This window comes from Alteromonas sp. AWQ4_252, from assembly GCF_056158205.1.
Genome location: NZ_JBSWSV010000001.1, coordinates 2026404 through 2049358, shown reverse-complemented (window position 1 = coordinate 2049358; position 22955 = coordinate 2026404). Strand labels below are relative to the sequence as shown.

21 protein-coding genes are annotated in these 22955 nt (G+C 47.8%); 10 read left to right on the top strand and 11 right to left on the bottom strand.

Annotated elements, in window-relative coordinates; genetic code table 11:
- The 6 genes from ACXACM_RS09025 to ccmA are packed head-to-tail and all read right to left on the bottom strand — an operon-like array spanning position 1 to position 4715.
- The gene (locus tag ACXACM_RS09025; RefSeq protein WP_474821212.1) at positions 1-1986 is read right to left on the bottom strand and encodes a heme lyase CcmF/NrfE family subunit; all 1986 of its coding nucleotides are present in this window, start codon (positions 1984-1986) and stop codon (positions 1-3) included.
- Position 1987: 1 nt separating this feature from the next.
- Positions 1988-2452 carry a cytochrome c maturation protein CcmE gene (ccmE, locus tag ACXACM_RS09020; protein ID WP_474821211.1) on the bottom strand — a complete coding sequence of 155 codons (465 nt, stop codon included), beginning with the start codon at positions 2450-2452 and terminating at the stop codon, positions 1988-1990.
- Positions 2449-2691 (bottom strand): heme exporter protein CcmD, encoded by a 243-nt coding sequence (ccmD, locus tag ACXACM_RS09015; protein WP_474821209.1) that lies wholly within the window; start codon positions 2689-2691, stop codon positions 2449-2451. Before ccmD ends, ccmE begins: the two co-directional genes overlap by 4 nt.
- Positions 2681-3436, bottom strand: coding sequence for a heme ABC transporter permease (locus tag ACXACM_RS09010; RefSeq protein WP_474821207.1), 756 nt, complete (start codon positions 3434-3436; stop codon positions 2681-2683). Before ACXACM_RS09010 ends, ccmD begins: the two co-directional genes overlap by 11 nt.
- A complete protein-coding gene (ccmB, locus tag ACXACM_RS09005) occupies positions 3436-4104 on the bottom strand; it encodes a heme exporter protein CcmB (RefSeq protein WP_474821206.1) in 669 nt (222 codons plus the stop codon). The genes ACXACM_RS09010 and ccmB overlap by 1 nt, the downstream gene beginning before the upstream one ends.
- A complete protein-coding gene (gene ccmA / locus ACXACM_RS09000; RefSeq protein ID WP_474821205.1) occupies positions 4101-4715 on the bottom strand; it encodes a cytochrome c biogenesis heme-transporting ATPase CcmA in 615 nt (204 codons plus the stop codon). The genes ccmB and ccmA overlap by 4 nt, the downstream gene beginning before the upstream one ends.
- A gap of 183 nt (positions 4716-4898) precedes the next feature.
- On the opposite strand from ccmA, the gene fliK reads away from it, so the two are divergent.
- Together fliK and ACXACM_RS08990 are read left to right on the top strand one after the other, a co-directional pair.
- Positions 4899-7088, top strand: coding sequence for a flagellar hook-length control protein FliK (gene fliK, locus ACXACM_RS08995; RefSeq protein ID WP_474821203.1), 2190 nt, complete (start codon positions 4899-4901; stop codon positions 7086-7088).
- Positions 7085-7393, top strand: coding sequence for an EscU/YscU/HrcU family type III secretion system export apparatus switch protein (locus ACXACM_RS08990; protein WP_474821202.1), 309 nt, complete (start codon positions 7085-7087; stop codon positions 7391-7393). The genes fliK and ACXACM_RS08990 overlap by 4 nt, the downstream gene beginning before the upstream one ends.
- A gap of 61 nt (positions 7394-7454) precedes the next feature.
- Here ACXACM_RS08990 and recA read toward each other — a convergent pair whose 3' ends face one another.
- Both recA and ACXACM_RS08980 read right to left on the bottom strand, forming a co-directional pair.
- The gene (gene recA / locus ACXACM_RS08985; protein ID WP_474821201.1) at positions 7455-8492 is read right to left on the bottom strand and encodes a recombinase RecA; all 1038 of its coding nucleotides are present in this window, start codon (positions 8490-8492) and stop codon (positions 7455-7457) included.
- A gap of 224 nt (positions 8493-8716) precedes the next feature.
- Positions 8717-9238, bottom strand: coding sequence for a CinA family protein (locus tag ACXACM_RS08980; RefSeq protein WP_474821200.1), 522 nt, complete (start codon positions 9236-9238; stop codon positions 8717-8719).
- Positions 9239-9456: 218 nt separating this feature from the next.
- On the opposite strand from ACXACM_RS08980, the gene mutS reads away from it, so the two are divergent.
- Positions 9457-12018, top strand: a complete 2562-nt coding sequence (gene mutS / locus ACXACM_RS08975) for a DNA mismatch repair protein MutS (protein WP_474824285.1) — start codon at positions 9457-9459, stop codon at positions 12016-12018.
- Between the two features lie 27 nt (positions 12019-12045).
- Here the strand turns inward: mutS and ACXACM_RS08970 are convergent, their stop codons facing one another.
- Entirely contained in the window at positions 12046-12228 is a 183-nt protein-coding gene (locus tag ACXACM_RS08970; protein ID WP_474821198.1) for a hypothetical protein, read from the bottom strand.
- Positions 12229-12252: 24 nt separating this feature from the next.
- On the opposite strand from ACXACM_RS08970, the gene ACXACM_RS08965 reads away from it, so the two are divergent.
- The 7 genes from ACXACM_RS08965 (at position 12253) to leuD (ending at position 20911) form a co-directional block, all read left to right on the top strand.
- A complete protein-coding gene (locus ACXACM_RS08965; RefSeq protein ID WP_474821197.1) occupies positions 12253-13884 on the top strand; it encodes a CTP synthase in 1632 nt (543 codons plus the stop codon).
- 57 nt (positions 13885-13941) lie between these two features.
- Positions 13942-15234: a phosphopyruvate hydratase gene (eno, locus tag ACXACM_RS08960; RefSeq protein ID WP_474821196.1), complete on the top strand. Its 1293-nt coding sequence runs from the start codon at positions 13942-13944 to the stop codon at positions 15232-15234.
- A gap of 61 nt (positions 15235-15295) precedes the next feature.
- Positions 15296-15991: a hypothetical protein gene (locus ACXACM_RS08955; protein ID WP_474821194.1), complete on the top strand. Its 696-nt coding sequence runs from the start codon at positions 15296-15298 to the stop codon at positions 15989-15991.
- 249 nt (positions 15992-16240) lie between these two features.
- Positions 16241-17800: a 2-isopropylmalate synthase gene (gene leuA / locus ACXACM_RS08950; protein ID WP_474821192.1), complete on the top strand. Its 1560-nt coding sequence runs from the start codon at positions 16241-16243 to the stop codon at positions 17798-17800.
- Positions 17801-18898, top strand: a complete 1098-nt coding sequence (gene leuB / locus ACXACM_RS08945; protein WP_474821190.1) for a 3-isopropylmalate dehydrogenase — start codon at positions 17801-17803, stop codon at positions 18896-18898.
- Positions 18899-18907: 9 nt separating this feature from the next.
- A complete protein-coding gene (leuC, locus tag ACXACM_RS08940) occupies positions 18908-20305 on the top strand; it encodes a 3-isopropylmalate dehydratase large subunit (protein ID WP_474821188.1) in 1398 nt (465 codons plus the stop codon).
- A 3-nt stretch (positions 20306-20308) separates the two neighbouring features.
- Entirely contained in the window at positions 20309-20911 is a 603-nt protein-coding gene (gene leuD / locus ACXACM_RS08935) for a 3-isopropylmalate dehydratase small subunit (RefSeq protein WP_474821187.1), read from the top strand.
- A 56-nt stretch (positions 20912-20967) separates the two neighbouring features.
- On the opposite strand, the gene ACXACM_RS08930 is transcribed toward leuD, so the two are convergent.
- Together ACXACM_RS08930 and ACXACM_RS08925 are read right to left on the bottom strand one after the other, a co-directional pair.
- On the bottom strand, positions 20968-22047 hold the full coding sequence (locus ACXACM_RS08930; protein WP_474821186.1) for a general secretion pathway protein GspB: 1080 nt from the start codon (positions 22045-22047) through the stop codon (positions 20968-20970).
- On the bottom strand, positions 22040-22951 hold the full coding sequence (locus tag ACXACM_RS08925; RefSeq protein ID WP_474821184.1) for an ExeA family protein: 912 nt from the start codon (positions 22949-22951) through the stop codon (positions 22040-22042). Before ACXACM_RS08925 ends, ACXACM_RS08930 begins: the two co-directional genes overlap by 8 nt.
- Positions 22952-22955: the final 4 nt, after the last annotated feature.

Below are 22955 nucleotides of genomic sequence, written 5' to 3'. Positions count from 1 at the left end.
TTAACTTTCCGCGCTAACAAAAGGGGTAACGGCTTTCTTCACAGCCTTGAGTTTGGCCATTCTGTAGCGTTTATCAGACAAGGAACACAGTCCGCCGAGGGACATAATTGCCGCTCCGCCCCAAATCCAAATAACAAAGGGTTTGATATATACCCGAACTGCCCATGCACCATCGTCTAAGGGCTCACCTAGTGCAATAAACAAATCTCGGAACAAAGTAGAGTGTATTCCGGCTTCCGTCATCGGCATTCTCTGCACGGTATACAATCGCTTTTCTGGCTCCAAGTGGATAATTTTCTCACCGTCTTGATAAACGTCAAACACACCAACATCCGCAGTATAATTTGGCCCTTTAAATGGTTTAACACCAGTGAAGTGAAAGGTATAACCGCCCAATTCAGCACGCTCACCCGGCGCCATTCGAATATCTCGTTCCAATTCATAATTAGACACTAAGGTTATGCCAATAAGGGTAACAGCAAAGCCAATGTGGCCCAGCACCATTCCCCAGTGGCTTGGCGTCAAACGGGTAAGTTTTGATATGACACTGGCATCGGGAAGCGCATCAATACGCTGCATGACTTCTTGTACGGTTGTGATTAAAACCCAGGCAGCGAGAACCAGTCCCAGTGCGGCCATGTAGGTAGGCTCATCATAGCTAAAATTAATGAGTACGCCTGCAGAAATACTCAACCCCAGGGCAGTCCAGAACTGTTTACTCATAGCTTGCGCCGACTGCTGCTTCCAGCGTGTCAACGGACCAATTCCAAGCATAAATACGAACGGGACGATCAGCAGTGTAAACATTTGATTGAAGAAGGGGGCGCCAATAGAAATAGAGCCCAGACCGAGTTCTTTGTGCACTAACGGCAGCAAGGTACCAAGTAACACGACAATGGTAGCTGCACACAAAAAAACGTTGTTGCCAATCAACAGCACTTCCCTTGAAAATGTACTGTAACGCCCTGGCGATCTCAATTCAGAGGCGCGCAAGGCGTACAAAAGTAACGCCGTTCCACTGAGTACCACCAGGATCCCAAGAATAAACAATCCTCGGGAGGGGTCACTGGCAAATGAATGCACAGATACAATAACCCCGGAACGCACCAGAAAAGTACCGAGCAAACTCAGGGAAAAGGCCGCGATAGCCAGTAAAACCGTCCAGGACTTGAATACTTTGCGCTTTTCGGTAACAGCTAACGAATGAATAAGAGCTGTACCAACCAGCCAGGGCATAAAGGAGGCGTTTTCAACAGGATCCCAAAACCACCAGCCGCCCCAGCCAAGTTCGTAATAGGCCCACCAACTACCCAGTGCAATTCCCAAGGTCAGAAACGCCCAGGCTGCAATAACCCAGGGCCGAGACCATCGAGCCCATGTAGAATCGAGCTTGCCTGAAATTAACGCTGACACGGCAAACGCAAAAGCGACAGAAAACCCTACATACCCCATATACAGCATGGGAGGATGGATAATCATGCCAAAGTCTTGTAGTAAGGGATTGAGGTCTCTGCCATCAACAGGAAAAAATGGCAGCATGGTGTCAAATGGGTTTGAAGTCAGCAACATAAACAGGTAAAAGCCGATAGCAATAACCCCTAGTACAGACAGCACTCTTGATACCATCTCGTCTGGGATCCCTTTGCTAAATACAGCAACAGATGCAGTCCATACTGACAACATGAGTACCCAAAGCAAAAATGAGCCTTCATGGCCACCCCACACAGCAGTCACTTTATAATAATCTGGAAGTTTGCTGTTTGAATGCTGTGCCACATAAACCACACTGAAATCATCAGTTAAAAATGCGTAAATCAGCGCGACAAATGCAATAAGAGTAAATACAAACATCCCCGCCGCCAGCGGTTTCGCTGTCCCCATCAGAAGGCGATGATTTATGTGTGCTCCCCACATAGGGTAAACAGCCAGTAAAATAGCGCAAAGTAATGCCAGTGTCAGAGATACATTTCCAAGCTCGGGTATCATGTTAAACTCCCGGTTGCTCAGGCTTTACGTGTTTTATCCCCTTCATTTGTTCTGCAAGTTCTGGCGGCATGTATTCCTCATCGTGTTTAGCCAGTACTTCCTGAGCTTTGATTACCGTCTTTTCCGTTAACACTCCGGTTGCCACAATTCCCTGACCTTCACGGAATAAATCTGGCAAAATTCCCGTGTACTGAACAGTGACAGTGGGGCCCGTATCGACTAAGTCAAAACTGACAGCCAGGGTTTCTGAATCTCTGACTACACTGCCGGGTACAACCATACCTCCTATGCGAAGCCGCTGGCCGATATCAGGTTTTTTTCCGTCCCTGCCGTCGACGATTTGAGAAGGTGTATAGAAAAGATCGATGCTATCTGACAACGCGAACAACATAAGAGACACCGCTCCGGTGAGTAAAACACCAATAAAACCGACGGCCATAAGTCGTTGCTTTCTACGTGGATTCATTTTTCTGCCTTGTCTGGAACGGAAGGAATAGAGACATGGTTTGCGCGTTTATTTTCAGCGTGTTGAATGCGCTTTCTACGCTGTGTTTCCGCGCTAATTTGATTTTTAAGGGTTCGTTGCGCCAGTATTGTCTGCACGACAATAGCCAACAAGCTCATTCCTGTAAAGCCAAAGGAAAGCCAAACGTAAAAGCCATACCCACCCATTGCCAAAAAGTCTGCCATCGAATCAAACTGCATTACCAGGCTCCTTTTCGCTTACGAGGTGTTGTACCCAGGGACGATGCAATTCTCTGCGTACTATTTCGTTTTTCATTCGCATAAGCGTGACTGCCCCAATAAAGCAGGCAAACCCGACAATGTTTATCAATAATGGCCATAGCATTTCAGGGGCCATGGATGGTTTATCAAACTTGGTAATGGTGGCACCTTGGTGCAAGGTATTCCACCACTCTACTGAAAAGTGAATAATAGGGATATTCACCACGCCTACCAATGACATAACACCGGCGGCTTTGCCTGCTTGTAATTTATCTTCAAAAGCACCGTAAAGAGCGATAACGCCCAGATACAAAAACAACAAAATAAGTTCGGAAGTTAGCCTTGCGTCCCATTCCCACCAGGTACCCCACATGGGTTTCCCCCATGCAGCCCCTGTAAACAGAGCGATTAATGTCATGACCGCACCCACGGGAGCCATCGCTATCATTGCCATGTAAGCTGTGCGCCATTGCCAAACCATGCCCACCAGCGCGGCAACCGCCATGGCAACATAGGTACTCATCGAAAGCATGGCACTTGGTACATGAATGTAAATGATCCGAAACGAATCTCCTTGTTGATAATCCTGAGGTGCAAATGCCAACCCCCAAACAGAACCTACAACAAGGCACGTTAAAGCAAGACTCCAAAACCAGGGCAACAAGGTTTGACACAGGGCATAAGCCCTTTCTGGTTTAGCGTAAGGATGCATCCATTTCCACATCAGTTTTGACTCACTTTTAACGAATACGCGATGGCCGACGGTGCCGCCGCCAGTGCAAATAAGAGCATGGCACCGATAATAGCAACCTGGCTGCGATAAGGTAACTGCAAGGCAGCAGCGTCCACGGCAGAGGTGGCGAAAATCAATAAAGGAATAAATACGGGGATCAATAAAAGTGCAAGCAAAACACTACCTCGTTGAAGGCCCACGGTCAGCCCCACCGCTATTGCGCCAATCAATGATAATAACGGGGTACCGAGTAAAAGCGTCAGTATGAGTGCCTTGTACATGTCGAATGTCAGATTCAAAAACATGGCTAACAGTGGTGACAATAACAACAGTGGCAGAAACGTCACCAGCCAGTGGCTTAACACCTTTACTAAGGCGACGATGTAAAGAGGGATACCAGACACCTGAAGTTGTTCAAGTGAACCGTCCTGAAAATCGTCACGGAAGAGGCGTTCCATACCCATGAGTGACGAAAGAATAGCTGCAATCCATATTACACCAGGCCCTATCCGCTGAAGCGTCTCAGAACCCGGCCCAACCCCGAGGGGAAACAAGGTCACCACCATTAACAGAAACATCAAGGGCTGTAATAGCTCCGCTCTTTGCCTGAATGCCAGAGCCAGTTCCCGCCGAAGAACGCCCTGCGTTACACCACTCAAATTCGGTACTCCAAATCGAAAAAAGTCAAAGGTCCGGCAACGGCCGACAATGGCTGATGGGACGTGGCCAGGATTGCACCACCGGCTTTCACATGCTGACACATTACCTGCTCAAGTTGCAAAACGCCCTCAACGTCCAGTGCGGTAAAGGGTTCATCCAACAGCCATACGGTGGCTGGTTTTAGCCACAATTTTGCCAACGCAACTCTTCGCTGCTGGCCGGCAGACAACATACGGCAAGGCATATCCTCTAAACCAACTAATTCGAGCACTGACAAAACATCCAGAATATGTGCATCAGATACGTTGACTGCGTGTTGGCAACACCAAAATCGTAAATTTTCAAGTGCGGTCAGCGTGCCATTAACCCCGGATTTATGACCAACATAAATCATTTCCCGATACCACGGCAAATCCAACGGCTTGCCCCGCCAGGTAACATCGCCACTTGCGGGCTGAGCCAATCCTGACAGAATGCGAAGCAAACTGGTTTTACCGGCACCATTGGGCCCCCGCAAATACATCAGTTCACTTTCCCGTAGTTGTAGCGAAAGCCCGTCAAACAGAACGCGATCTTTCTTTATACAGCTAAGATGTCTGGCTTCCAGCACCGACTACCCTTATGATTATTAATACTTTGTGAAAAGTTATCGATGGCATTCTACCATAGGCGCTGGGAATCGCATCAAACCCGTCATGCTATTAAACTTTTTTATGATTTAGTTCAAAACAAACAAAGTCAAATAAAAGGCGCTCAAACAATACGACGTTGAGTTTTCACCGAGGCTGCCGATATGGTTGATATGAATACACAGATTGCAGCATTGCTGACGAGCCCTGACAAGGCCTCAACTGAAGACCTGATTAAACAAAAAGCGGTTTCTCCTCTGCTGACGTCATTGTTGCAAACCCGTGTATCGGTTGCCCAGAGCGGTAATTCGGTACACATTCAGGTGCCTTCAGAACCAGCATCACCACAAACGCTATCTGTGCAAACCCAGGGTCAGCTATCTCTGAAAGAGTCTGCTACTTTCTCAATTGGGAAAACCGGCTCATCTGTCACGCTGTTTGACTTTTTACCAATAAAGCAAACTACGACACTGAATCAAGCTGATGTTCAGCGACTGGTGAGAACCCTGGCTGACGCCATCACCCTTGCAAGTATACAAAGTCCGACTTTATCAAAAGGACTGTACCTTCACGGTGTGGTTGAACAGGCAAGTTCGCAGAGACTTTCCGTTTCTCTGCAATTACCAGGCTCTCCTACTGTCACGATACCAACACCGAACAACACCCCTCTTTTTTCTTCGCAAGAGAAAATAAAGGTTCACATACAGGCGCCTGAATTTCAACAAAATCAAAAAAACTGGCCAGTCACAATTAGCAGTATCCCGCCCAAGCACACTCTTCAGTCTGCAGTTCAGATAACATCTCCCTTGGTTAAGCTTGCGTTGGTAAAGGGGCTCGGTACTGAGGGAATTAAAATTGAGGGGGCGCCACCAAAGCATGTCTCTGATGTGCTTCTTCCAGCACAACCACGGCAACCTGCGATTGTCAGCGCCTCGATGACATTAAAAAATGCACAGTTAAGTGTACAGGGGGTTCAAAGTCGCCCGGTACTCCAGTTCCCAGTAGCTCCACAGCCAGTCGACACCTTGAATATAGCAAAACTGACGTTGCCAGAACGTGTCGTGTCTATTTTAAATAAAGTACCACAAGCGAAAGCAATTTCTCTGCAGCCGCTTCCAGCTACCGCCGTCGCATCCAGCAATGCTGTGCCTTCTAGCGCGCAGGCACAGTCTTCTAACTCGTCCACTTCACAGGTTCACGCCCCCACAATTAGTAATGATGCTGTAAAAACGCCTGCTTCGATGGAGCATCACAGCAAAAGCGGCCAAGTTCCCCCTGAAAGTATACCTGCAACCCCTACTACCAATAATACCCCGCGCCTGGATAGCGAAGTAAAGAGCTCCAGTAAGATTAGTCACAGTGATATTCCCGTTGTTCAGGAAAAGATCCGCCAGCTTTCCAGGCAGCTTTTAGCCGAAACAGGTTCTACCAATGAAGCACTGGGTAAATTAGTGCAGATTTTGCGAACTCATTCCACTCATGCTCCAGCAACGACCAGCATTACTCAACAGTGGTTAAACAAAATAGCCGTTGGCCCCCTCACTGCTGTAAAGCCGCCCTCATCTGCAACTCAAAATGTCGCTTCTGCAGAAAGTTCGGCTCCAGCGACACCAGATGCATTGGCAAATACCATTAAACAGGTGCTAACAGCCCATTCGCTGGTCACCACACCTACGGCCATTTTAGCTCCGCCCTCAAACTCCGATTTCCTTGGTGCTTTGGTGTCAATTTTACAACTTGGCCTCACAGGGCGAGCATTACGAAATCAATCTGGCTTGTCAGCCATTATTGATAAACCTGAATCAGTGATCGCAAAAACCATAGGTACGTCAGTTGCGGGGCAATCTCCGTCCAGAGTTGCCAGTGATATGGCCGCACTCGACCAAAGAACCCAAATCCTCAAGCATGTAAAAACACTACTCGCCAACCATCAGCAACAAAAAATACAAGGCGCAGAAAACCGAACACAGGGAACTGAGAGTTTTTACTACGTACTTCCCATCACCCGTGACGAAAACAAAGCGCCAGAATTATTGTTTCGAACCGAAGAAAAACGGGAGCATGAAAATTCAAAATCTACGCAGAAGGGTCGAGTTTGGCACTTAACCATGAAACTTGATATCGGAGAGTTGGGTGAATTGCTGGCTAAGAGCCGTATTGACGGAGAAAAGTTAAAACTTGATATTTATGCTTCCACCGACCCCTTGCTACACAAAGTCTACGATACCCTGCCCTACTTATTGCGACGTTTAAACCAGCTTGGTGTAGAGATAGAAGGACACACATGCCAACGTGGGCAATTAAAAGGGTTGCTAAAAGATGCGCCTTATCAACTTTTTGAGGCAATGGTATGAGTGATAAGACCCGCAGAGCTATCGGACTAAGGTACGGTAGCGGCGATAAGAAAAGCGCCCCGAAGGTCGTGTCGAAAGGCTACGGTGATTTAGCTGAGGCAATTATCCAGTCTGCACAGGACGCAGGTATACTCATCCACGAAGATCCATATTTAAGCGAGATGCTGGCAACCCTGGATTTGGGGCAGGAGATCCCAGAATCACTTTATTACATCATCGCAGAACTCATTGCCTACAGTTATGTGTTGCAAGGAAAAACGCCAGCGGGTTGGGAAGAGAGTGGGCAGCTACCTCAAAAGATATAAAAAAACCCGCTTTCACAGTCTGTGAAGCGGGCTTATATATTTTTGTTAGCGCGGCTAGTTTTTAGAGCGTCTCTTCCGACTCACCCTGAGCATCTTCTTCTTTTACAGATTTACTCAGTAACAATTCAGCGCGCAATTTGGTTTCGATATCATTGGCAATATCCGGGTTATCTTTTAGAAACTTCATTACATTGGCTTTACCCTGACCAATGCGATCACCGTTGTAGCTATACCAGGCACCGGCTTTATCTACAAGTTTCTGCTTCACACCTAAATCGATAAGCTCTGCTTCTTTGCTTATCCCTTCACCGTAACGGATCATAAATTCAGCCTGTTTAAACGGTGGTGCAACTTTGTTTTTAACGACTTTTACCCGGGTTTCGTTACCCACCACTTCATCGCCCTCTTTTACCGCGCCAATACGGCGAATATCCAAGCGAACTGAAGAGTAAAATTTAAGGGCATTACCACCTGTGGTGGTTTCTGGGTTACCAAACATAACACCAATCTTCATACGAATTTGGTTAATGAAGATACAAAGCGTGTTTGACTTCTTAATGTTTGCCGTAAGTTTACGCAGCGCCTGTGACATTAAACGCGCTTGCAAACCAACGTGAGAGTCGCCCATCTCACCTTCAATTTCTGCTTTCGGTGTAAGAGCAGCAACCGAGTCTACAATAACTACATCTACGGCACCTGAGCGCACCAGCATGTCACAGATTTCGAGAGCTTGCTCCCCCGTGTCTGGCTGTGAAACCAGCAAGTCATCAATGTTGACACCCAGTTTCTCAGCATAGACAGGGTCAAGGGCGTGTTCAGCATCGACGAACGCACAAGTCTTTCCCTTTTTCTGAGCCGAAGCAATTACCTGTAGTGTAAGCGTAGTTTTACCAGATGACTCTGGCCCATAAATTTCAACAACTCGTCCGCAAGGCAGACCGCCTATACCCAGCGCAACGTCGATACTCAGTGAGCCTGTTGAAATCGCTTCAATATCCATGGCCTGGTTGTCGCCCAAGCGCATGATGGCACCTTTACCAAATTGCTTCTCAATTTGCCCAACGGCGGCGGAAAGTGCTTTTGATCTGTTATCGTCCACGATATTATCCTCAAGATAATGACTGCTCATGCCACAAACCTGAATTCACACGTGCGTATAGTTGAGGCACGTACAACGGTTTATTTACCAAGCGTTATGAATTAATATTGAATGCATTCTATACTGTATAAGCATACAGTCAAGTGCATTTTGTGTTTTTCCTGTTTACTTCAGAACTCAACTGAAAAAGACATCACTGTGTAGTAGCTTTCAATGTGAATGATTTACAGCGGCTTCACAACAAGACGTTGGTACAGAAAGTCGATGGCAAAACAAATCGCCTTATATCTCACTTCCTCCCGGTTGCCACTGAAAACTTGTTTTACTGCCAACGTTTCCGAAAACACGTCGAAACCAAACCACACCGTACCCACGGGCTTTTCTTGTGAACCACCACCCGGCCCGGCAATGCCGCTAACCGAAACAGCCACGTTTGCGCCCGAGCGTGCAGTTACACCTGCCACCATTTCCAGTACGGTTTGCTCTGAGACAGCACCCTCAGCGTTGAGTGTTGAATGTTTCACTCCTAGTTGAATGTGCTTAGCTTCATTTGAATACGTCACCCAGGATTGATTAAACCAATCTGAGCTACCAGCCACAGATGTAAAAGCGAAGGCTATTCCACCACCGGTGCAGGATTCTGCACAGGAAACAGAAGCTTTGCGTTCCCGAAGTACCTCTCCCAGGGCCAAAATTTGTTTGTGTAAGAATCCGTCCACGGAAACAGTTGAAATATCTGCGCTCATATCAATAATACTCTCCTGAGATTATAATGGAGTGTACCATTTCCCAATCGGCTCGCCGATACGGATTTAAATATTACTCCAGTGTTGTATGCCGGAGCATTGTACCGGAAAATAGGCGTAGGCGCGGGAAAATGCTTTGGTGTAAACCGCATTCATGACTCTCTCGCACTCATCTGTACCAATTTAGTAAAGAGGTTTCCTTGGAATCACATACGCCCATGATGCGCCAATATCTGGCCATAAAAGCGCAACACCCATCTATCCTGCTTTTTTATCGCATGGGCGATTTTTACGAGCTGTTTTATGACGATGCGAAAAAAGCAGCTCATCTGCTTGATATTTCACTTACCGCCAGGGGCAAATCCGGTGGCGAGCCCATTCCTATGGCTGGCGTACCTTATCACGCAGTGGAAAGCTATCTGGCAAGACTGGTAAAAATGGGCGAATCTGTGGCCATATGTGAACAGGTAGGCGACCCAGCTACCAGCAAAGGGCCAGTGGAGCGCCAGGTCCAGCGTATCGTTACTCCAGGGACCGTTACTGATGAAGCCCTGCTGGAAGAACGAAGAGACAACCTGCTGGCTGCAGTGTGTGGCCATAGTATGCAATACGGATTGGCAACGCTGGATATTAGCAGTGGTCGTTTTTTAGTATTGGAATGCGAAACAGACGAACATTTATTAGCCGAATTGCAGCGTTTGAACCCAGCAGAACTACTCTATCCCGAGGGGTTTGAGAGTCTCCCTCTCATTGAAAAGCGCAAAGGCTTACGACGTCGACCAGAGTGGGAATTTGACCCGCAAGGTGCCACAGAACAACTCACTTCACAGTTTGGCACCGCGTCTTTGGAAGGGTTTGGCATTAAAGGGCTTGATAAAGCCATCGGCGCGGCAGGCTGCGTACTGCAATACGTAAAAGATACCCAGCGAACTGCCTTACCCCACATCCGCAGCATTCACAAAGAACAACAAGAAACCCGTATACAACTGGACGCAGCAACCAGGCGTAACCTGGAGCTGACACAGAACTTATCCGGAGGCATCGACAATACTTTGTTCAGCGTGCTGGATACCACCGCAACAGCCATGGGCAGTAGGTTGTTACAGCGTTATCTGCACGCTCCTGTCACTGACCACTACGAACTCACGGGCCGTCAGCGCGCCATCGCCGCGCTCATAGAAAATGGTAGCGAGGACATCACCGAAGCGCTAAAACGCATTGGCGATATTGAGCGAATCATGGCAAGGCTGGCCCTGCGTACGGCCCGTCCCAGGGATTTTTCCAGATTGCGTAATGCGTTTAACGAATTGCCTGACTTGATGCCTGTTCTCACCGGTTATAACGACGAGCTACTCAACAATGTAGCCTCGGGTATAGGTCAGTACCCCGACTTACAAACGTTACTCAATCAGGCAATTGTCGACAACCCGCCTGTCGTGCTCCGGGACGGCGGTGTTATTGCGCAAGGGTTTAATGAGGAACTCGATGAACTTCGGGCATTGTCACAGGGTGCAACAGACTACCTCACAGCACTGGAATTACGTGAACGGGAGCGTACCGGCGTATCTACTTTAAAAGTGGGTTATAACAAGGTGCACGGCTTTTTTATTGAATTGAGCAGAGCCAACAGTGCCAGCGCTCCGGCCGACTACATTCGCAGACAAACGCTGAAAAATACTGAACGCTACATCACGCCCGAACTCAAAGAGCACGAAGACAAAGTACTCACCAGCCAAAGCCGTGCACTGGCGCTGGAAAAACAGCTTTACGAAGCCTTATTTGACGCCTTTGCTCCTCATTTAAGCGCGCTAATCAATACGGCAGAAAATCTGGCTAAACTGGATGTCATCCAATGTTTTGCTGAACGGGCTATCGCACTGGATTTGCACTGCCCTGAACTAACTGATGGCAAAGAAATTGATTATGATGCAGGTCGTCACCTGGTAGTAGAGCACGTGATGGATGACCCTTTTATCGCCAACCCCGTACAGCTTAGTCCCGAACAGCGAATGCTGGTTATCACCGGGCCGAATATGGGCGGTAAATCAACATATATGCGTCAAACAGCCCTAATTGTGCTTATGGCCTACCTTGGTAGTTACGTACCTGCACAAAGAGCGAAGATAGGTCGGGTCGATAGAATCTTCACCCGCATTGGCGCATCTGACGATCTCGCCTCCGGCCGCTCCACCTTTATGGTGGAAATGACAGAAACCGCGAATATTTTGCACAATGCAACAGAATACTCATTGGTGCTTATGGATGAAATAGGACGGGGCACCAGTACATATGATGGTTTGTCCCTGGCCTGGTCCTGTGCGTGCTTCCTTGCCAGGGAAATTAACGCGTACACGCTTTTTGCTACCCACTATTTTGAACTTACCCAGTTGGCAGACACAGAAGACGGGGTAGTTAACGTACATTTGGATGCCGTCGAACATGAAGACAATATTCGCTTCATGCACCGTGTGGAAACCGGTGCGGCAAGTAAAAGCTATGGCTTGCAGGTAGCACAACTCGCCGGTGTTCCCCGGCCGGTTATTCAGGCGGCAAAAGCAAAACTTCACGAATTGGAGAACCGCGAGCGCCATACCTCTGTCGCAGAAAATCAAAGTCCGGTTCCACAAAGTAACGAAGTTGCTCAGGGACAGTCTGAGATGACGTTTACCGACATGCCAGATCCGTTGAGAGATGCCCTTCGCAATTTATCTCCTGACGAACTGTCACCCAGGCAAGCATTGGACTTGATTTATACCCTCAAGCGACTAAGTGTTAATTGAGCGTTTAACGAGGTGATATAGCGGTGATTAATCCCAACGAAGCGTCATTGGCAGCGCTGTTTTTAACGAGAATTTACGAGAATTCAAAGGCGTGAGAGGAAAGCGCCCGGTAACACAGGCAAACAGATTGTTTGCCTGACGTTCTTTCGCTATACTATTGCGCCGTCCAAGTGTTGAGATTATTTCTGTCTCTCTCAACACATTAGCCATACAATCCAACGCCTTAGGTTTCGCATGACAAATTATATTTTCGTCACCGGTGGTGTCGTATCATCGCTAGGTAAAGGTATTGCTGCCGCTTCTTTGGCAGCCATTCTTGAAGCGCGTGGTCTCACCGTTACGATGTTAAAACTGGATCCATACATCAACGTCGATCCAGGTACTATGAGCCCAATCCAACACGGAGAAGTATTTGTCACTGACGATGGAGCAGAAACCGACCTGGATTTAGGTCACTACGAGCGCTTTATTCGCACACGCATGACAAAACGCAATAACTTCACCACCGGACGGGTATACGAAGAAGTGCTTCGTCGGGAACGACGTGGCGATTATCTCGGCGCCACTATTCAGGTTATTCCCCATATCACTAATGAAATTAAGCGCCGCGTTATTGATGGTGCTGAAGGGCACGATGTTGCCATCGTTGAAGTGGGTGGAACAGTAGGTGACATCGAATCTCAACCGTTTCTTGAGGCCATCAGGCAGTTGGGTACAGAAGTTGGCCGCGATCGCGCCATGTTTATGCATTTAACACTGGTACCTTACATGCCTGCCTCCGGCGAGGTGAAAACGAAACCAACCCAGCACTCCGTTAAAGAGTTACGCTCTATTGGTATTCAACCCGATATTCTGGTGTGCCGTTCTGTTGGTGCCCTGCCGGCAACTGAACGATCTAAAATCGCCCTTTTTACCAATGTTGCCGACAAAGCGGTTATTAGCCTGAAAGACGTAGACAGCATCTATCGCATTCCAGCTGCACTTAAAGCGCAGGGTATGGACCAACTGGTTGTCGATCGCTTCCGCTTAGATTGCAAAGAAGCAGACTTAACAGAATGGGAACAGGTTCTGTATGCAGAATCGAATCCTACCGCAGAAGTTAATATTGGGATGATTGGAAAATACGTCGAATTGCCCGATGCTTACAAGTCAGTTAACGAAGCGCTGAAACACGCCGGTTTGAAAAATCGCTTAACGGTAAATATACACTATGTTGATTCACAGGATGTGGAAACCAAAGGCACTCAGATCCTCGAGCACTTAGATGCCATCCTGGTTCCCGGAGGGTTTGGTGAACGCGGTATTGAAGGCAAGATTGCTGCTGCCCGTTATGCCAGAGAAAAAAAAGTGCCTTATTTAGGTATTTGCCTCGGCATGCAAGTAGCGCTTATTGAATTCGCCCGTAACGTTGCTGGCATGGAAAACGCCAACAGTACTGAATTTAATCCGGATACCCCGTATCCTGTTGTGGGTCTTATTACAGAATGGCTCGACGCAGATGGCTCTACTGAACAGCGCGACGCTACATCAGATCTCGGTGGTACTATGCGTTTAGGCAGCCAGCTGTGTCACTTGATCCCTGGCAGTAAAGTTCATGCTATTTACGGTAGTGAAGAAATTTACGAACGTCACCGTCACCGTTATGAAGTAAATAACAATTTGCGGGATCAAATCGAAGGTGCCGGATTGAAAGTAAGTGGTTTGTCCACCGATAAACGACTTGTAGAAGTTATCGAAATCCCAGACCATCCATGGTTTGTAGCCGGTCAGTTCCACCCGGAATTTACGTCTACACCCAGAGACGGTCACCCGTTATTTACCGGATTTGTAGAAGCAGCCGGTAAATACCAGAAAGAAAATCACTGATTCTAATAGTTCGCGGCATTCTCCCGTTGCCGCAAACACAAACGTTGAGGAAAAAAAATGGCGAAAATTGCTCGCATTGTTGGACGCGAAATCCTGGACTCCCGTGGTAACCCTACGGTAGAAGCGGACGTTTATCTCGATTCAGGTGCTATGGGTCGCGCTGCTGCGCCTTCTGGTGCTTCTACAGGTTCCCGTGAAGCACTGGAACTGCGTGACGGTGATAAGAGCCGCTATATGGGTAAAGGTGTAGAAAAAGCCGTTGGCGCAGTAAATGACGTTATTGCACCAGCCCTGGCGGGTATGGACCCGCTGGCTCAAACTGACGTTGATAACAAAATGCTTGAGCTGGATGGCACAGAGAACAAAGAAAAGTTAGGCGCGAACGCGATCTTAGCTGTCTCTCTGGCTGTAGCCAAAGCGGCTGCTATTGAAAAAGGTGTTGCCCTTTACGAGCACATTGCAGACCTAAACGGTACCTCAGGTCAATATTCCATGCCAGTGCCTATGATGAACATCATCAACGGTGGTGAGCATGCAGATAACAACGTAGACATCCAGGAATTCATGGTTCAGCCTGTTGGTGCCAAGAGCTTTAAAGAAGCCCTGCGTATGGGTGCTGAAATTTTTCACAACCTGAAAAAAGTGTTGTCAGCAAAAGGCTTAAACACAGCCGTTGGTGACGAAGGTGGTTTTGCGCCAAACCTGAGCTCCAATGCAGAAGCGCTTGCAGTTATTGTTGAAGCCGTAGAAAAAGCCGGCTACAAAATGAACGAAGATATCACCTTGGCACTTGATTGTGCTGCATCTGAATTCTACAAAGACGGTCAATACGTGCTGTCAGGTGAAGACAAATCTTTTGACTCAGAAGGCTTTGGTGATTACCTGGCTGAACTGACCAATCAATACCCAATCGTCTCTATTGAAGATGGCTTGGATGAGAGTGATTGGGACGGCTGGGAAAGCCTGACTAAGAAGATCGGTGATAAAGTACAATTGGTTGGTGACGACCTTTTCGTAACTAACACGAAAATTCTTTCTCGTGGTATCGAAAACGGTATTGGTAACTCGATCCTTATCAAGTTCAACCAAATTGGTTCTTTAACAGAAACGCTTAACGCGATTAAAATGGCGAAAGATGCTGGCTTTACAGCGGTTATCTCTCACCGTTCTGGCGAAACAGAAGATGCCACCATTGCCGATTTAGCAGTGGGTACGGCTGCTGGCCAAATCAAAACTGGCTCACTGTGTCGTTCAGACCGCGTAGCCAAGTACAATCAGTTGCTTCGCATTGAGCAAGCGCTGGGTGACAAGGCGGTTTACCGCGGTCGCAGCGAAATTAAAGGTCAATAATGACGCATCAACGGGTAGCTCTGGCTACCCGTTGTTTTTAGTGCTACCTTAGTTTCATCTTTTGTCATCATTTGTTGTTATGTCGTCCCCATCAGAAGCCTCTTCCAGCCAAACTACTTTTTTTGCTGCTTCAGATGCTGCTGATCTCGCGCCGCACTACACTGAAATATGTAACGCCCTTTACGAAAGGGAATTGCAAGTACTGTCTCATTCAACTATTTCCCACGTTTCAGCGTTAAAACTGCGTTTGCAAGCCTTGCCGCACAGGGTACAACGGGCTGCTCACTACTTAGCGCGTAACCCTACCCCACTGGACGTAGACAGTCACAATGGTTCATGGCGCTACAAACAGACCTCTCGGTGCCCGGCGAGAAAATGGCGTGCCGACATCAACACGACATGGTTTTCCCAACACGCAGGTTACGGCTTGCCGGTACCGGTTTATTTAACCCAATTTGGCGAAGAGCATATCGAACTGGATTCAATCGACAAAGTACAGTTTGACAATGAAACACTGCACCTTAACAAATATGGCTGGTTTACCTTTGACGGTGTCAGCTTGGGCAAAAGTGAAAAAACAGAGGCTGTGCTTGTTAAACCTACCAAAGTTATTATGGCTGCCGCGTGTTGTGGGCACCGATGGAATCACAAGGGAAAATTATCGCCTCGGGCTATTACTCTGAGAGAGTTATTGCTATCAACCACCATTAACTGGAAAAAATTTATCCTTCCTACTGTTAAAGCTTCCACTGCATAGGATAAATATAACCATTTTTTCTGTTTATCCTGGCAATGAAGGGTTGACCTGAGCGCCGTAGATGGTTACATTGTCACCTATCAACTGGACGGCAAAAATTACGTTAAAATGATGCATAATTTGCTACTTACTTTTCTACTCCTCACGGCAGCAAGACTGCACGGGTAGATTGCATCCAGTTATAGGAATCTCCATAAACCCGTGCACTGCACGGGTTTTTTTTTAACTAAACATCACGAGTACACAGCCATGACGAATCAGGTAAAAATCTTTGATACTACATTGCGCGACGGCGAGCAGGCACTGCCCGCCAGTTTGAGTGCCAAAGAAAAGCTTCAGATCGCCCTGGCGCTAGAAAGGCTGGGCGTAGATATCATCGAAGCCGGCTTTCCCGTATCCTCACCCGGTGATTTCAAATCGGTGCAGATGATTGCAAAGGAAATAAAAAACAGTGTGGTGTGCGGGTTGTCACGGGCATTACCAAAAGATATCGACGCTTGCGGACAAGCACTGAGTGTGGCTGAACAATTTCGCATTCACACCTTCATTGCCACGTCTGAAATCCACGTAGGTGCAAAGCTGAGAAAGTCCCAGGACGAAGTGGTAGAAATGGCTGTAGCTGCAGTTAAACACACCAGAAAGTACACCGATGACGTGGAGTTTTCCTGCGAAGACGCCGGACGGACCCACATCGATTACCTGTGCAGAATGGTAGAAGCCGCTATTAATGCCGGAGCAACGACAGTAAACATCCCTGATACTGTGGGTTACACCACACCCACTGAATTCGGTGGCATTATCGGCAACCTGTTTAACCGAGTGCCCAATATCGACAAAGCCACTATTTCAGTACATTGTCATAACGATTTGGGACTGGCTGTTGCCAATTCACTGGCCGCTGTTGAGCAAGGCGCCCGTCAGGTAGAATGTACTATTAACGGTATCGGCGAACGGGCGGGCAACTGCTCACTGGAAGAAATTGCTATGATTTTGCAAACCCGCGAAGCTATGTTGGGCATGCAAACCAATATCAATTCAACTGAAATTTTCCGTACCTCAAAATTAGTCAGTCAGTTGTGTAATATGCCAGTTCAGTCCAACAAAGCGATTGTTGGTGCTAACGCATTTAGCCATTCATCCGGTATTCACCAGGATGGCGTGTTAAAAGCACAAAACACCTATGAAATCATGACGCCTGAAAGTGTCGGCATAAACAAAAACAATCTGAATCTCACGTCTCGTTCAGGTCGCCATGTGATTAAACATCGGTTAACTGAACTGGGTTACAAGGCTGACGATTACGATTTAGAAGCAGTGTACAGCGCATTTTTGGCCCTGGCAGACAAGAAAGGCCAGGTTTACGATTACGATTTGGAAGCTTTGCTGTTTTTCGATCAACAGAAACACGAAGAAGCCTATTATCAACTGGCTTATTTACAAGCTAATTCCGGCCGTGAAATTATTCCAAGTGCCACAGTAAAACTAAAGGTTGGCGACGACACGGTAACGCAAACTGCCATTGGTAATGGTCCGGTAGATGCGGCGTTCAACGCGATTATCTCCATTTTAGGTCACGAAGATTTAGAGGTCGTGGACTTCAAGCTGGACTCGAAAGGCGAAGGCGCAGATGCCCTGGCCCAGGTAGGCGTCATTGCCGAGTACAAAGGCCGCCGTTTCCACGGGATTGGCTTGGCCACCGACATCGTAGAAGCAGGAGTCAAAGCCCTGATCTTCGTATTAAACAATACCCATGTTGCTGATCAAATCGATGAGCAAAAGAATCAACAAGAACGCGTAGCAGGAGTATAAATGAGCGAATTTAACATTGCCGTACTGGCCGGCGACGGCATCGGTCCGGAAGTCATGCAGGAGGCCGATAAGGTCTTGAATGCCATTGAAACTAAGTTTGATGTTACATTCAATCGCACGGCTTATCCTGTTGGAGGTTACGCCATTGATACTGAAGGGGAAGCGTTGCCAGCCAAAACCCTGCAAGGGTGTGAAGCCGCTGACGCCATTTTATTTGGTTCAATTGGTGGCCCAAAATGGGATTCATTGCCGCTTGAAAAGCGTCCTGAACGGGCCGCACTGTTGACCCTTCGCAGTCACTTTGATTTATTCAGCAATCTCAGACCTGCTAAAATTTACCCGGGCCTTGAAGGGCTATCTCCTCTTCGCGCTGACATCGCTGCAAGTGGTGTTGACGTTCTGGTAGTTCGCGAGTTAACCAGTGGCATTTATTTTGGTCAGCCTAAAGGCAGAGACGGCGAAGGTGAAGAGGAATTTGCTTTTGACACTATGCGCTACTCGAAGCGGGAAATCAGACGTATCGCAGTATCAGCTTTCGAAGCAGCACAAAAGCGCAGAGGAAAGGTCACCTCTGTAGACAAAGCTAATGTATTAGTGTGCAGCAGACTGTGGCGTGAAGTTACTGAGGAAGTCGCGAAAGATTATCCCGATGTGGAACTGGAACATATTTACATCGACAATGCCACTATGCAAGTAATGAAAAACCCCGCTCAGTTTGACGTAATGCTCTGCTCCAACCTGTTTGGCGACATCATTTCAGACGAATGCGCGATGATGACAGGCTCTATGGGTCTGTTAGCTTCAGCAAGTATGAATGAAGATGGCTTTGGCTTGTATGAGCCTGCCGGAGGCTCTGCGCCGGATATTGCCGGACAAGGTATTGCCAACCCCATTGCGCAAGTACTGTCTGCGGCTATGATGCTGCGCTTTAGCCTCAACCTGCAAGAAGCAGCAGACGCTATTGAAAAAGCCGTAGTGGCCACCTTAGAAGCCGGTGTATTAACAGGCGAGCTATTACCTGAGGACAAACGCAGTGAAGCGTCCACCACGTCTCAGGTTGGCGACGAAATCGTTAAACAAATTATGAATCAGGAGTAGAAAAACCGCATGGCCAAGACCTTATACGACAAAGTCTGGGAGGCACATATTGTCGACCAGATGGGTGATGACAGCTTATTGTATATCGATCGACATCTGATCCACGAAGTCACATCCCCACAGGCTTTTGCTGGTCTTAAGGACAAAAACCGCAAGGTTCGTCGTCCTGATCGCACTTTTGGTACGATGGATCACAGTATCTCTACCCGATCTCTTGCCATCGATGCATGTGGCCCGGCGAATGCCCTACAGCTTAAAACACTGGCTGACAACTGCGAAGAAAACGGCATCAAGCTTTATCCCGTTGGTCACCAAAAACAGGGTATTGTGCACGTTATGGGGCCGGAGCTTGGTTTAATTCAACCCGGCATGACGGTGGTATGTGGCGATTCCCACACCGCCACGCACGGTGCATTTGGTGCCCTCGCCTTTGGTATTGGTACATCTCAGGTAGAACATGTTTTGGCTACCCAAACCCTGAAACAGAGCAAAGCCAAAAGCATGCTCATCAACGTCAATGGCACCTTGCCTGTTGGCATTACTGCCAAAGATATTATTCTGGCCATCATAGGTAAAATTGGACACGCTGGTGCAACAGGCTATGTCATTGAATATGCGGGTGAGGCTATTCGCGCATTATCCATGGAAGAGCGTATGACCATTTGCAATATGAGCATTGAGGCTGGCGCGAAAGCCGGCATGGTTGCACCGGATGATACAACTTTTAACTACTTAAAAGGCCGTGAATACGCACCAACTCAACATTGGGACGATGCTGTCGCTTACTGGAAAACGCTGTACAGTGATGACGGAGCAAACTTCGACACTGTAGTAGAATTGGAAGCTGCTGATATAGCGCCACAAGTTACGTGGGGCACAAACCCCGGTCAGGTTATCGGCGTGGATGCACCAGTACCTTCCCCCGATGATTTCAACGACGCCGTTGAAAAAGAAAGTGCTGTTAAAGCGCTATCTTACATGGGTTTAAACGCCGGCGACAAACTCAGCGATCAGCCCGTGAGTCACGTATTTATCGGTTCCTGCACTAATGGTCGCATTGAAGATCTGCGCGCTGCGGCATTTATAGCTAAACAGGGCAAAGTACCCAGCGAAGTGACTGCTATCGTTGTACCCGGCTCCGGCCAGGTTAAGCGTCAGGCAGAAGAGGAAGGTTTGGATAAAATCTTTACGGACGCGGGTTTTGAATGGCGATTACCAGGCTGTTCTATGTGTCTTGGTATGAATGACGACATTTTACAAGCCGGTGACCGCTGTGCATCTACCAGTAACAGAAACTTTGAAGGTCGCCAGGGCCGTGGCGCTCGCACCCACCTGGTAAGCCCGGCTATGGCTGCAGCGGCAGCGATTACTGGCCGTTTTGCCGATGTCAGAGAATTTCAGGAGTAAGTAATGAGTCAAGGTTTCACTGTACATACTGGCCGAGCCTGCCCGTTAGATCAGGCCAACGTAGATACTGATCAAATCATCCCAAAGCAGTTTTTAACGGGTGTTACCCGGGCTGGCTACGGCAAACATTTGTTCCACGACTGGCGGTATCTCGATCTTCATGAAAAAGAGCCCAACCCTGACTTTGTCATGAATAAACCGGAACACCAGGGCGCTTCCATTCTGCTTTCAAGAGAAAACTTTGGCTGTGGTTCTAGCCGTGAACACGCTCCGTGGGCACTGGCAGACTATGGGTTTGATGTAGTCATCGCAACGTCTTTTGCAGATATCTTTTACGGTAATTGCATCAATAACCAATTGGTTCCTGTTGCGCTTAGCAGTGCCCAAATGGATTCGCTGTTTGCTTTAGTAAAAGCCGAACCATCGATGGATATCATTGTAGATTTACCCGCGCAAACGGTAACAGCTGGAGATGAGGTCTTTCACTTTGATATTCTGGCGCACCACAAAAGCAACCTTATTAAAGGGTTAGATGCTATTGGGCAAACCCTTGAATTAAACAGTGCCATTGAAGGGTATGAAACAAAGCAGCCTGCCTGGCTGTAATACATTGAGTGCTGAAAACTAAGGCGAAAGTTTCCACTTTCGCCTTTTTTATAAGCCTACCAATCTGTTAATGCTGCCATGGAGAAATCCCGGCCTTCAAAGTTCAAAATAACCCGCTGTGCTTCAATCTTAACGATTTGCACTTCATCGTTTATCCAGTCACCTTCCCCGAGCTGAACCCCATTTACCCGAACCCAGCGATCTGACGGTCTGCTAGCGTACATGTGGGCATTAAACGCCATGCTTGGCAACCGGGTAAGCATACGCACGGGAAGTTGATCGACTCTGGGTAAGTCGTCCCTCACTACTACCTGAGGCTCGGGTTCATATTCAGTTGCCTTGTTATCAAGCTCTTCGAGAGCCTGATTAAAACGCGCTAGCAGTTCAGGTGATACATCGCCCTTATTTTCCGGTGGCGCGTTTATGATCTCGCCTTCAGGTTCTTCGGTGATGTTTTGTATCGCTCTCTCACGGGCTATTTCTTCGACAGGCTGAGGCGTCGTTGGCGTTTGCAACGTATTGTCTGAGTTAGACTTTTGCTTTGTTGGTTCTTGCTGTTCAGTCGGCGTGTGTATGTCAGCTGTTAGCTGCTGCTCGTTTTCGCCCGCAAGCACATCAATACTTTCTATAGCAGGTGCAGAGTCAGGCTTTTCATCAATCTTACTGCCCCCGTCCTGGTTTTCTAAAGTAATAGATACATTTCCCACTGATTGCCACCAGCGGGGAAAGCTTCCCGCGCCAAAACCTAATGCCAGCCCAAGTAAAATCACTACACCGAAGGATACACTTTGCTTTGCGTAAACCTTCCACAATGACGGCAATCCCTGCACTGTAGGCAGAAAAAGGCTCCTATTAAACTGGTCTGATATATTTCTATCAAGGGATGCAGCAGAGGTATCCCTTTCGCCGCGGATCAGCGCTTGTGTTTCAGTTCGATGGTGTTTATTGGTTTCAATCTCGACCGTTTGCGCGGGGTCAACCTCAACCTCTTGCACGCCCATTTCTGCCAAACCTTGTACCATGGCGTCGCTGGTAACTAACCCTGATTTACGAATTTTTACCGGGCCATTTTGTTTGGTGATCTGAACAATCACCATGCCGGGTTTAAGATCGGTAATATCTATTGTGTCAGACATACAACCTCCCCATTGCGAAACCCAGCAGCACTGCAACTACAAACGCCATTACCAAATACCATTTTTTCTGATGCTGAATGCGCTGGGCGACAACATCCTCACCCAATATTTGCTCAGCAGCAGCGAGGAAAATTGGCTTTTTCACTACGGCATGCTGTTTAGTAAAGGAAAGGGTTAACGCCCTGTCGCATAACAAATTGATCACCCTGGGAATGCCCCCGGTTATCTGATGAATGGCTTTTAGCGCAGATTGACTAAAGATACTGATATCGCCGTTGGCAACCCCCAGGCGATGAGCCACATAGGCTGACACTTCTGGCGCAGTAAGGGGTAACAAGTGATATCGCGCTGTGATCCGTTGAGCAAGTTGACGCAATTCATTGCGTTTTAACAACTGTTGCAGCTCCGGTTGCCCTATAAGAACAACTTTAAGTAATTTCTCACGGTTCGTTTCTAAATTTGTCAGCAAACGAAGCTGTTCCAGTACTTCGGGCATAAGGTGCTGCGCTTCGTCAATCATCAGCACCGTGTTGGTACCTTTTTGATGATTATCTGCGAGTTTGGCCAGAATTTTATCAGTAAAGTACTTGAGGCTTGCCTTATCGTCGTCATAGGCAATACCGAGCTCATCACACACAGTAGCGAGTAATTCCAAAGCAGACAGCGTAGGGTTTAAAATCATTGCTACCTGCGTGTTGTCAGGCAGTTGCTGTAGCAACTTCCTCGACACTGTGGTTTTCCCAGTGCCCACTTCGCCGGTAAGCATCACAAACCCACCACTCTCCTGTAGACCAAATGTCAAATGAGCCAGTGCCTCTTTATGCCTCGGGCTCATGTACAGGTAATCGGGGTTCGGCGCAATGGAAAACGGATTGTCGTTCAATCCAAAATAGTTCAGATACATGGAG

What these genes read in the sequence shown, in the direction of transcription:
- ACXACM_RS08970 (WP_474821198.1), bottom strand. Translation starts at nt 12,228, where the DNA reads ATGGCTAATGTGTTGAGAGAGACAGAAATAATCTCAACACTTGGACGG.
- eno (WP_474821196.1), top strand. Translation starts at nt 13,942, where the DNA reads ATGGCGAAAATTGCTCGCATTGTTGGACGCGAAATCCTGGACTCCCGT.
- leuD (WP_474821187.1), top strand. Translation starts at nt 20,309, where the DNA reads ATGAGTCAAGGTTTCACTGTACATACTGGCCGAGCCTGCCCGTTAGAT.
- fliK (WP_474821203.1), top strand. Translation starts at nt 4,899, where the DNA reads ATGGTTGATATGAATACACAGATTGCAGCATTGCTGACGAGCCCTGAC.
- ccmD (WP_474821209.1), bottom strand. Translation starts at nt 2,691, where the DNA reads ATGCAGTTTGATTCGATGGCAGACTTTTTGGCAATGGGTGGGTATGGC.
- ACXACM_RS09010 (WP_474821207.1), bottom strand. Translation starts at nt 3,436, where the DNA reads ATGTGGAAATGGATGCATCCTTACGCTAAACCAGAAAGGGCTTATGCC.
- ACXACM_RS09025 (WP_474821212.1), bottom strand. Translation starts at nt 1,986, where the DNA reads ATGATACCCGAGCTTGGAAATGTATCTCTGACACTGGCATTACTTTGC.
- ACXACM_RS08925 (WP_474821184.1), bottom strand. Translation starts at nt 22,951, where the DNA reads ATGTATCTGAACTATTTTGGATTGAACGACAATCCGTTTTCCATTGCG.
- ccmE (WP_474821211.1), bottom strand. Translation starts at nt 2,452, where the DNA reads ATGAATCCACGTAGAAAGCAACGACTTATGGCCGTCGGTTTTATTGGT.
- mutS (WP_474824285.1), top strand. Translation starts at nt 9,457, where the DNA reads ATGATGCGCCAATATCTGGCCATAAAAGCGCAACACCCATCTATCCTG.
- leuB (WP_474821190.1), top strand. Translation starts at nt 17,801, where the DNA reads ATGAGCGAATTTAACATTGCCGTACTGGCCGGCGACGGCATCGGTCCG.
- ACXACM_RS08930 (WP_474821186.1), bottom strand. Translation starts at nt 22,047, where the DNA reads ATGTCTGACACAATAGATATTACCGATCTTAAACCCGGCATGGTGATT.
- ACXACM_RS08965 (WP_474821197.1), top strand. Translation starts at nt 12,253, where the DNA reads ATGACAAATTATATTTTCGTCACCGGTGGTGTCGTATCATCGCTAGGT.
- ACXACM_RS08980 (WP_474821200.1), bottom strand. Translation starts at nt 9,238, where the DNA reads ATGAGCGCAGATATTTCAACTGTTTCCGTGGACGGATTCTTACACAAA.
- leuA (WP_474821192.1), top strand. Translation starts at nt 16,241, where the DNA reads ATGACGAATCAGGTAAAAATCTTTGATACTACATTGCGCGACGGCGAG.
- ACXACM_RS08990 (WP_474821202.1), top strand. Translation starts at nt 7,085, where the DNA reads ATGAGTGATAAGACCCGCAGAGCTATCGGACTAAGGTACGGTAGCGGC.
- leuC (WP_474821188.1), top strand. Translation starts at nt 18,908, where the DNA reads ATGGCCAAGACCTTATACGACAAAGTCTGGGAGGCACATATTGTCGAC.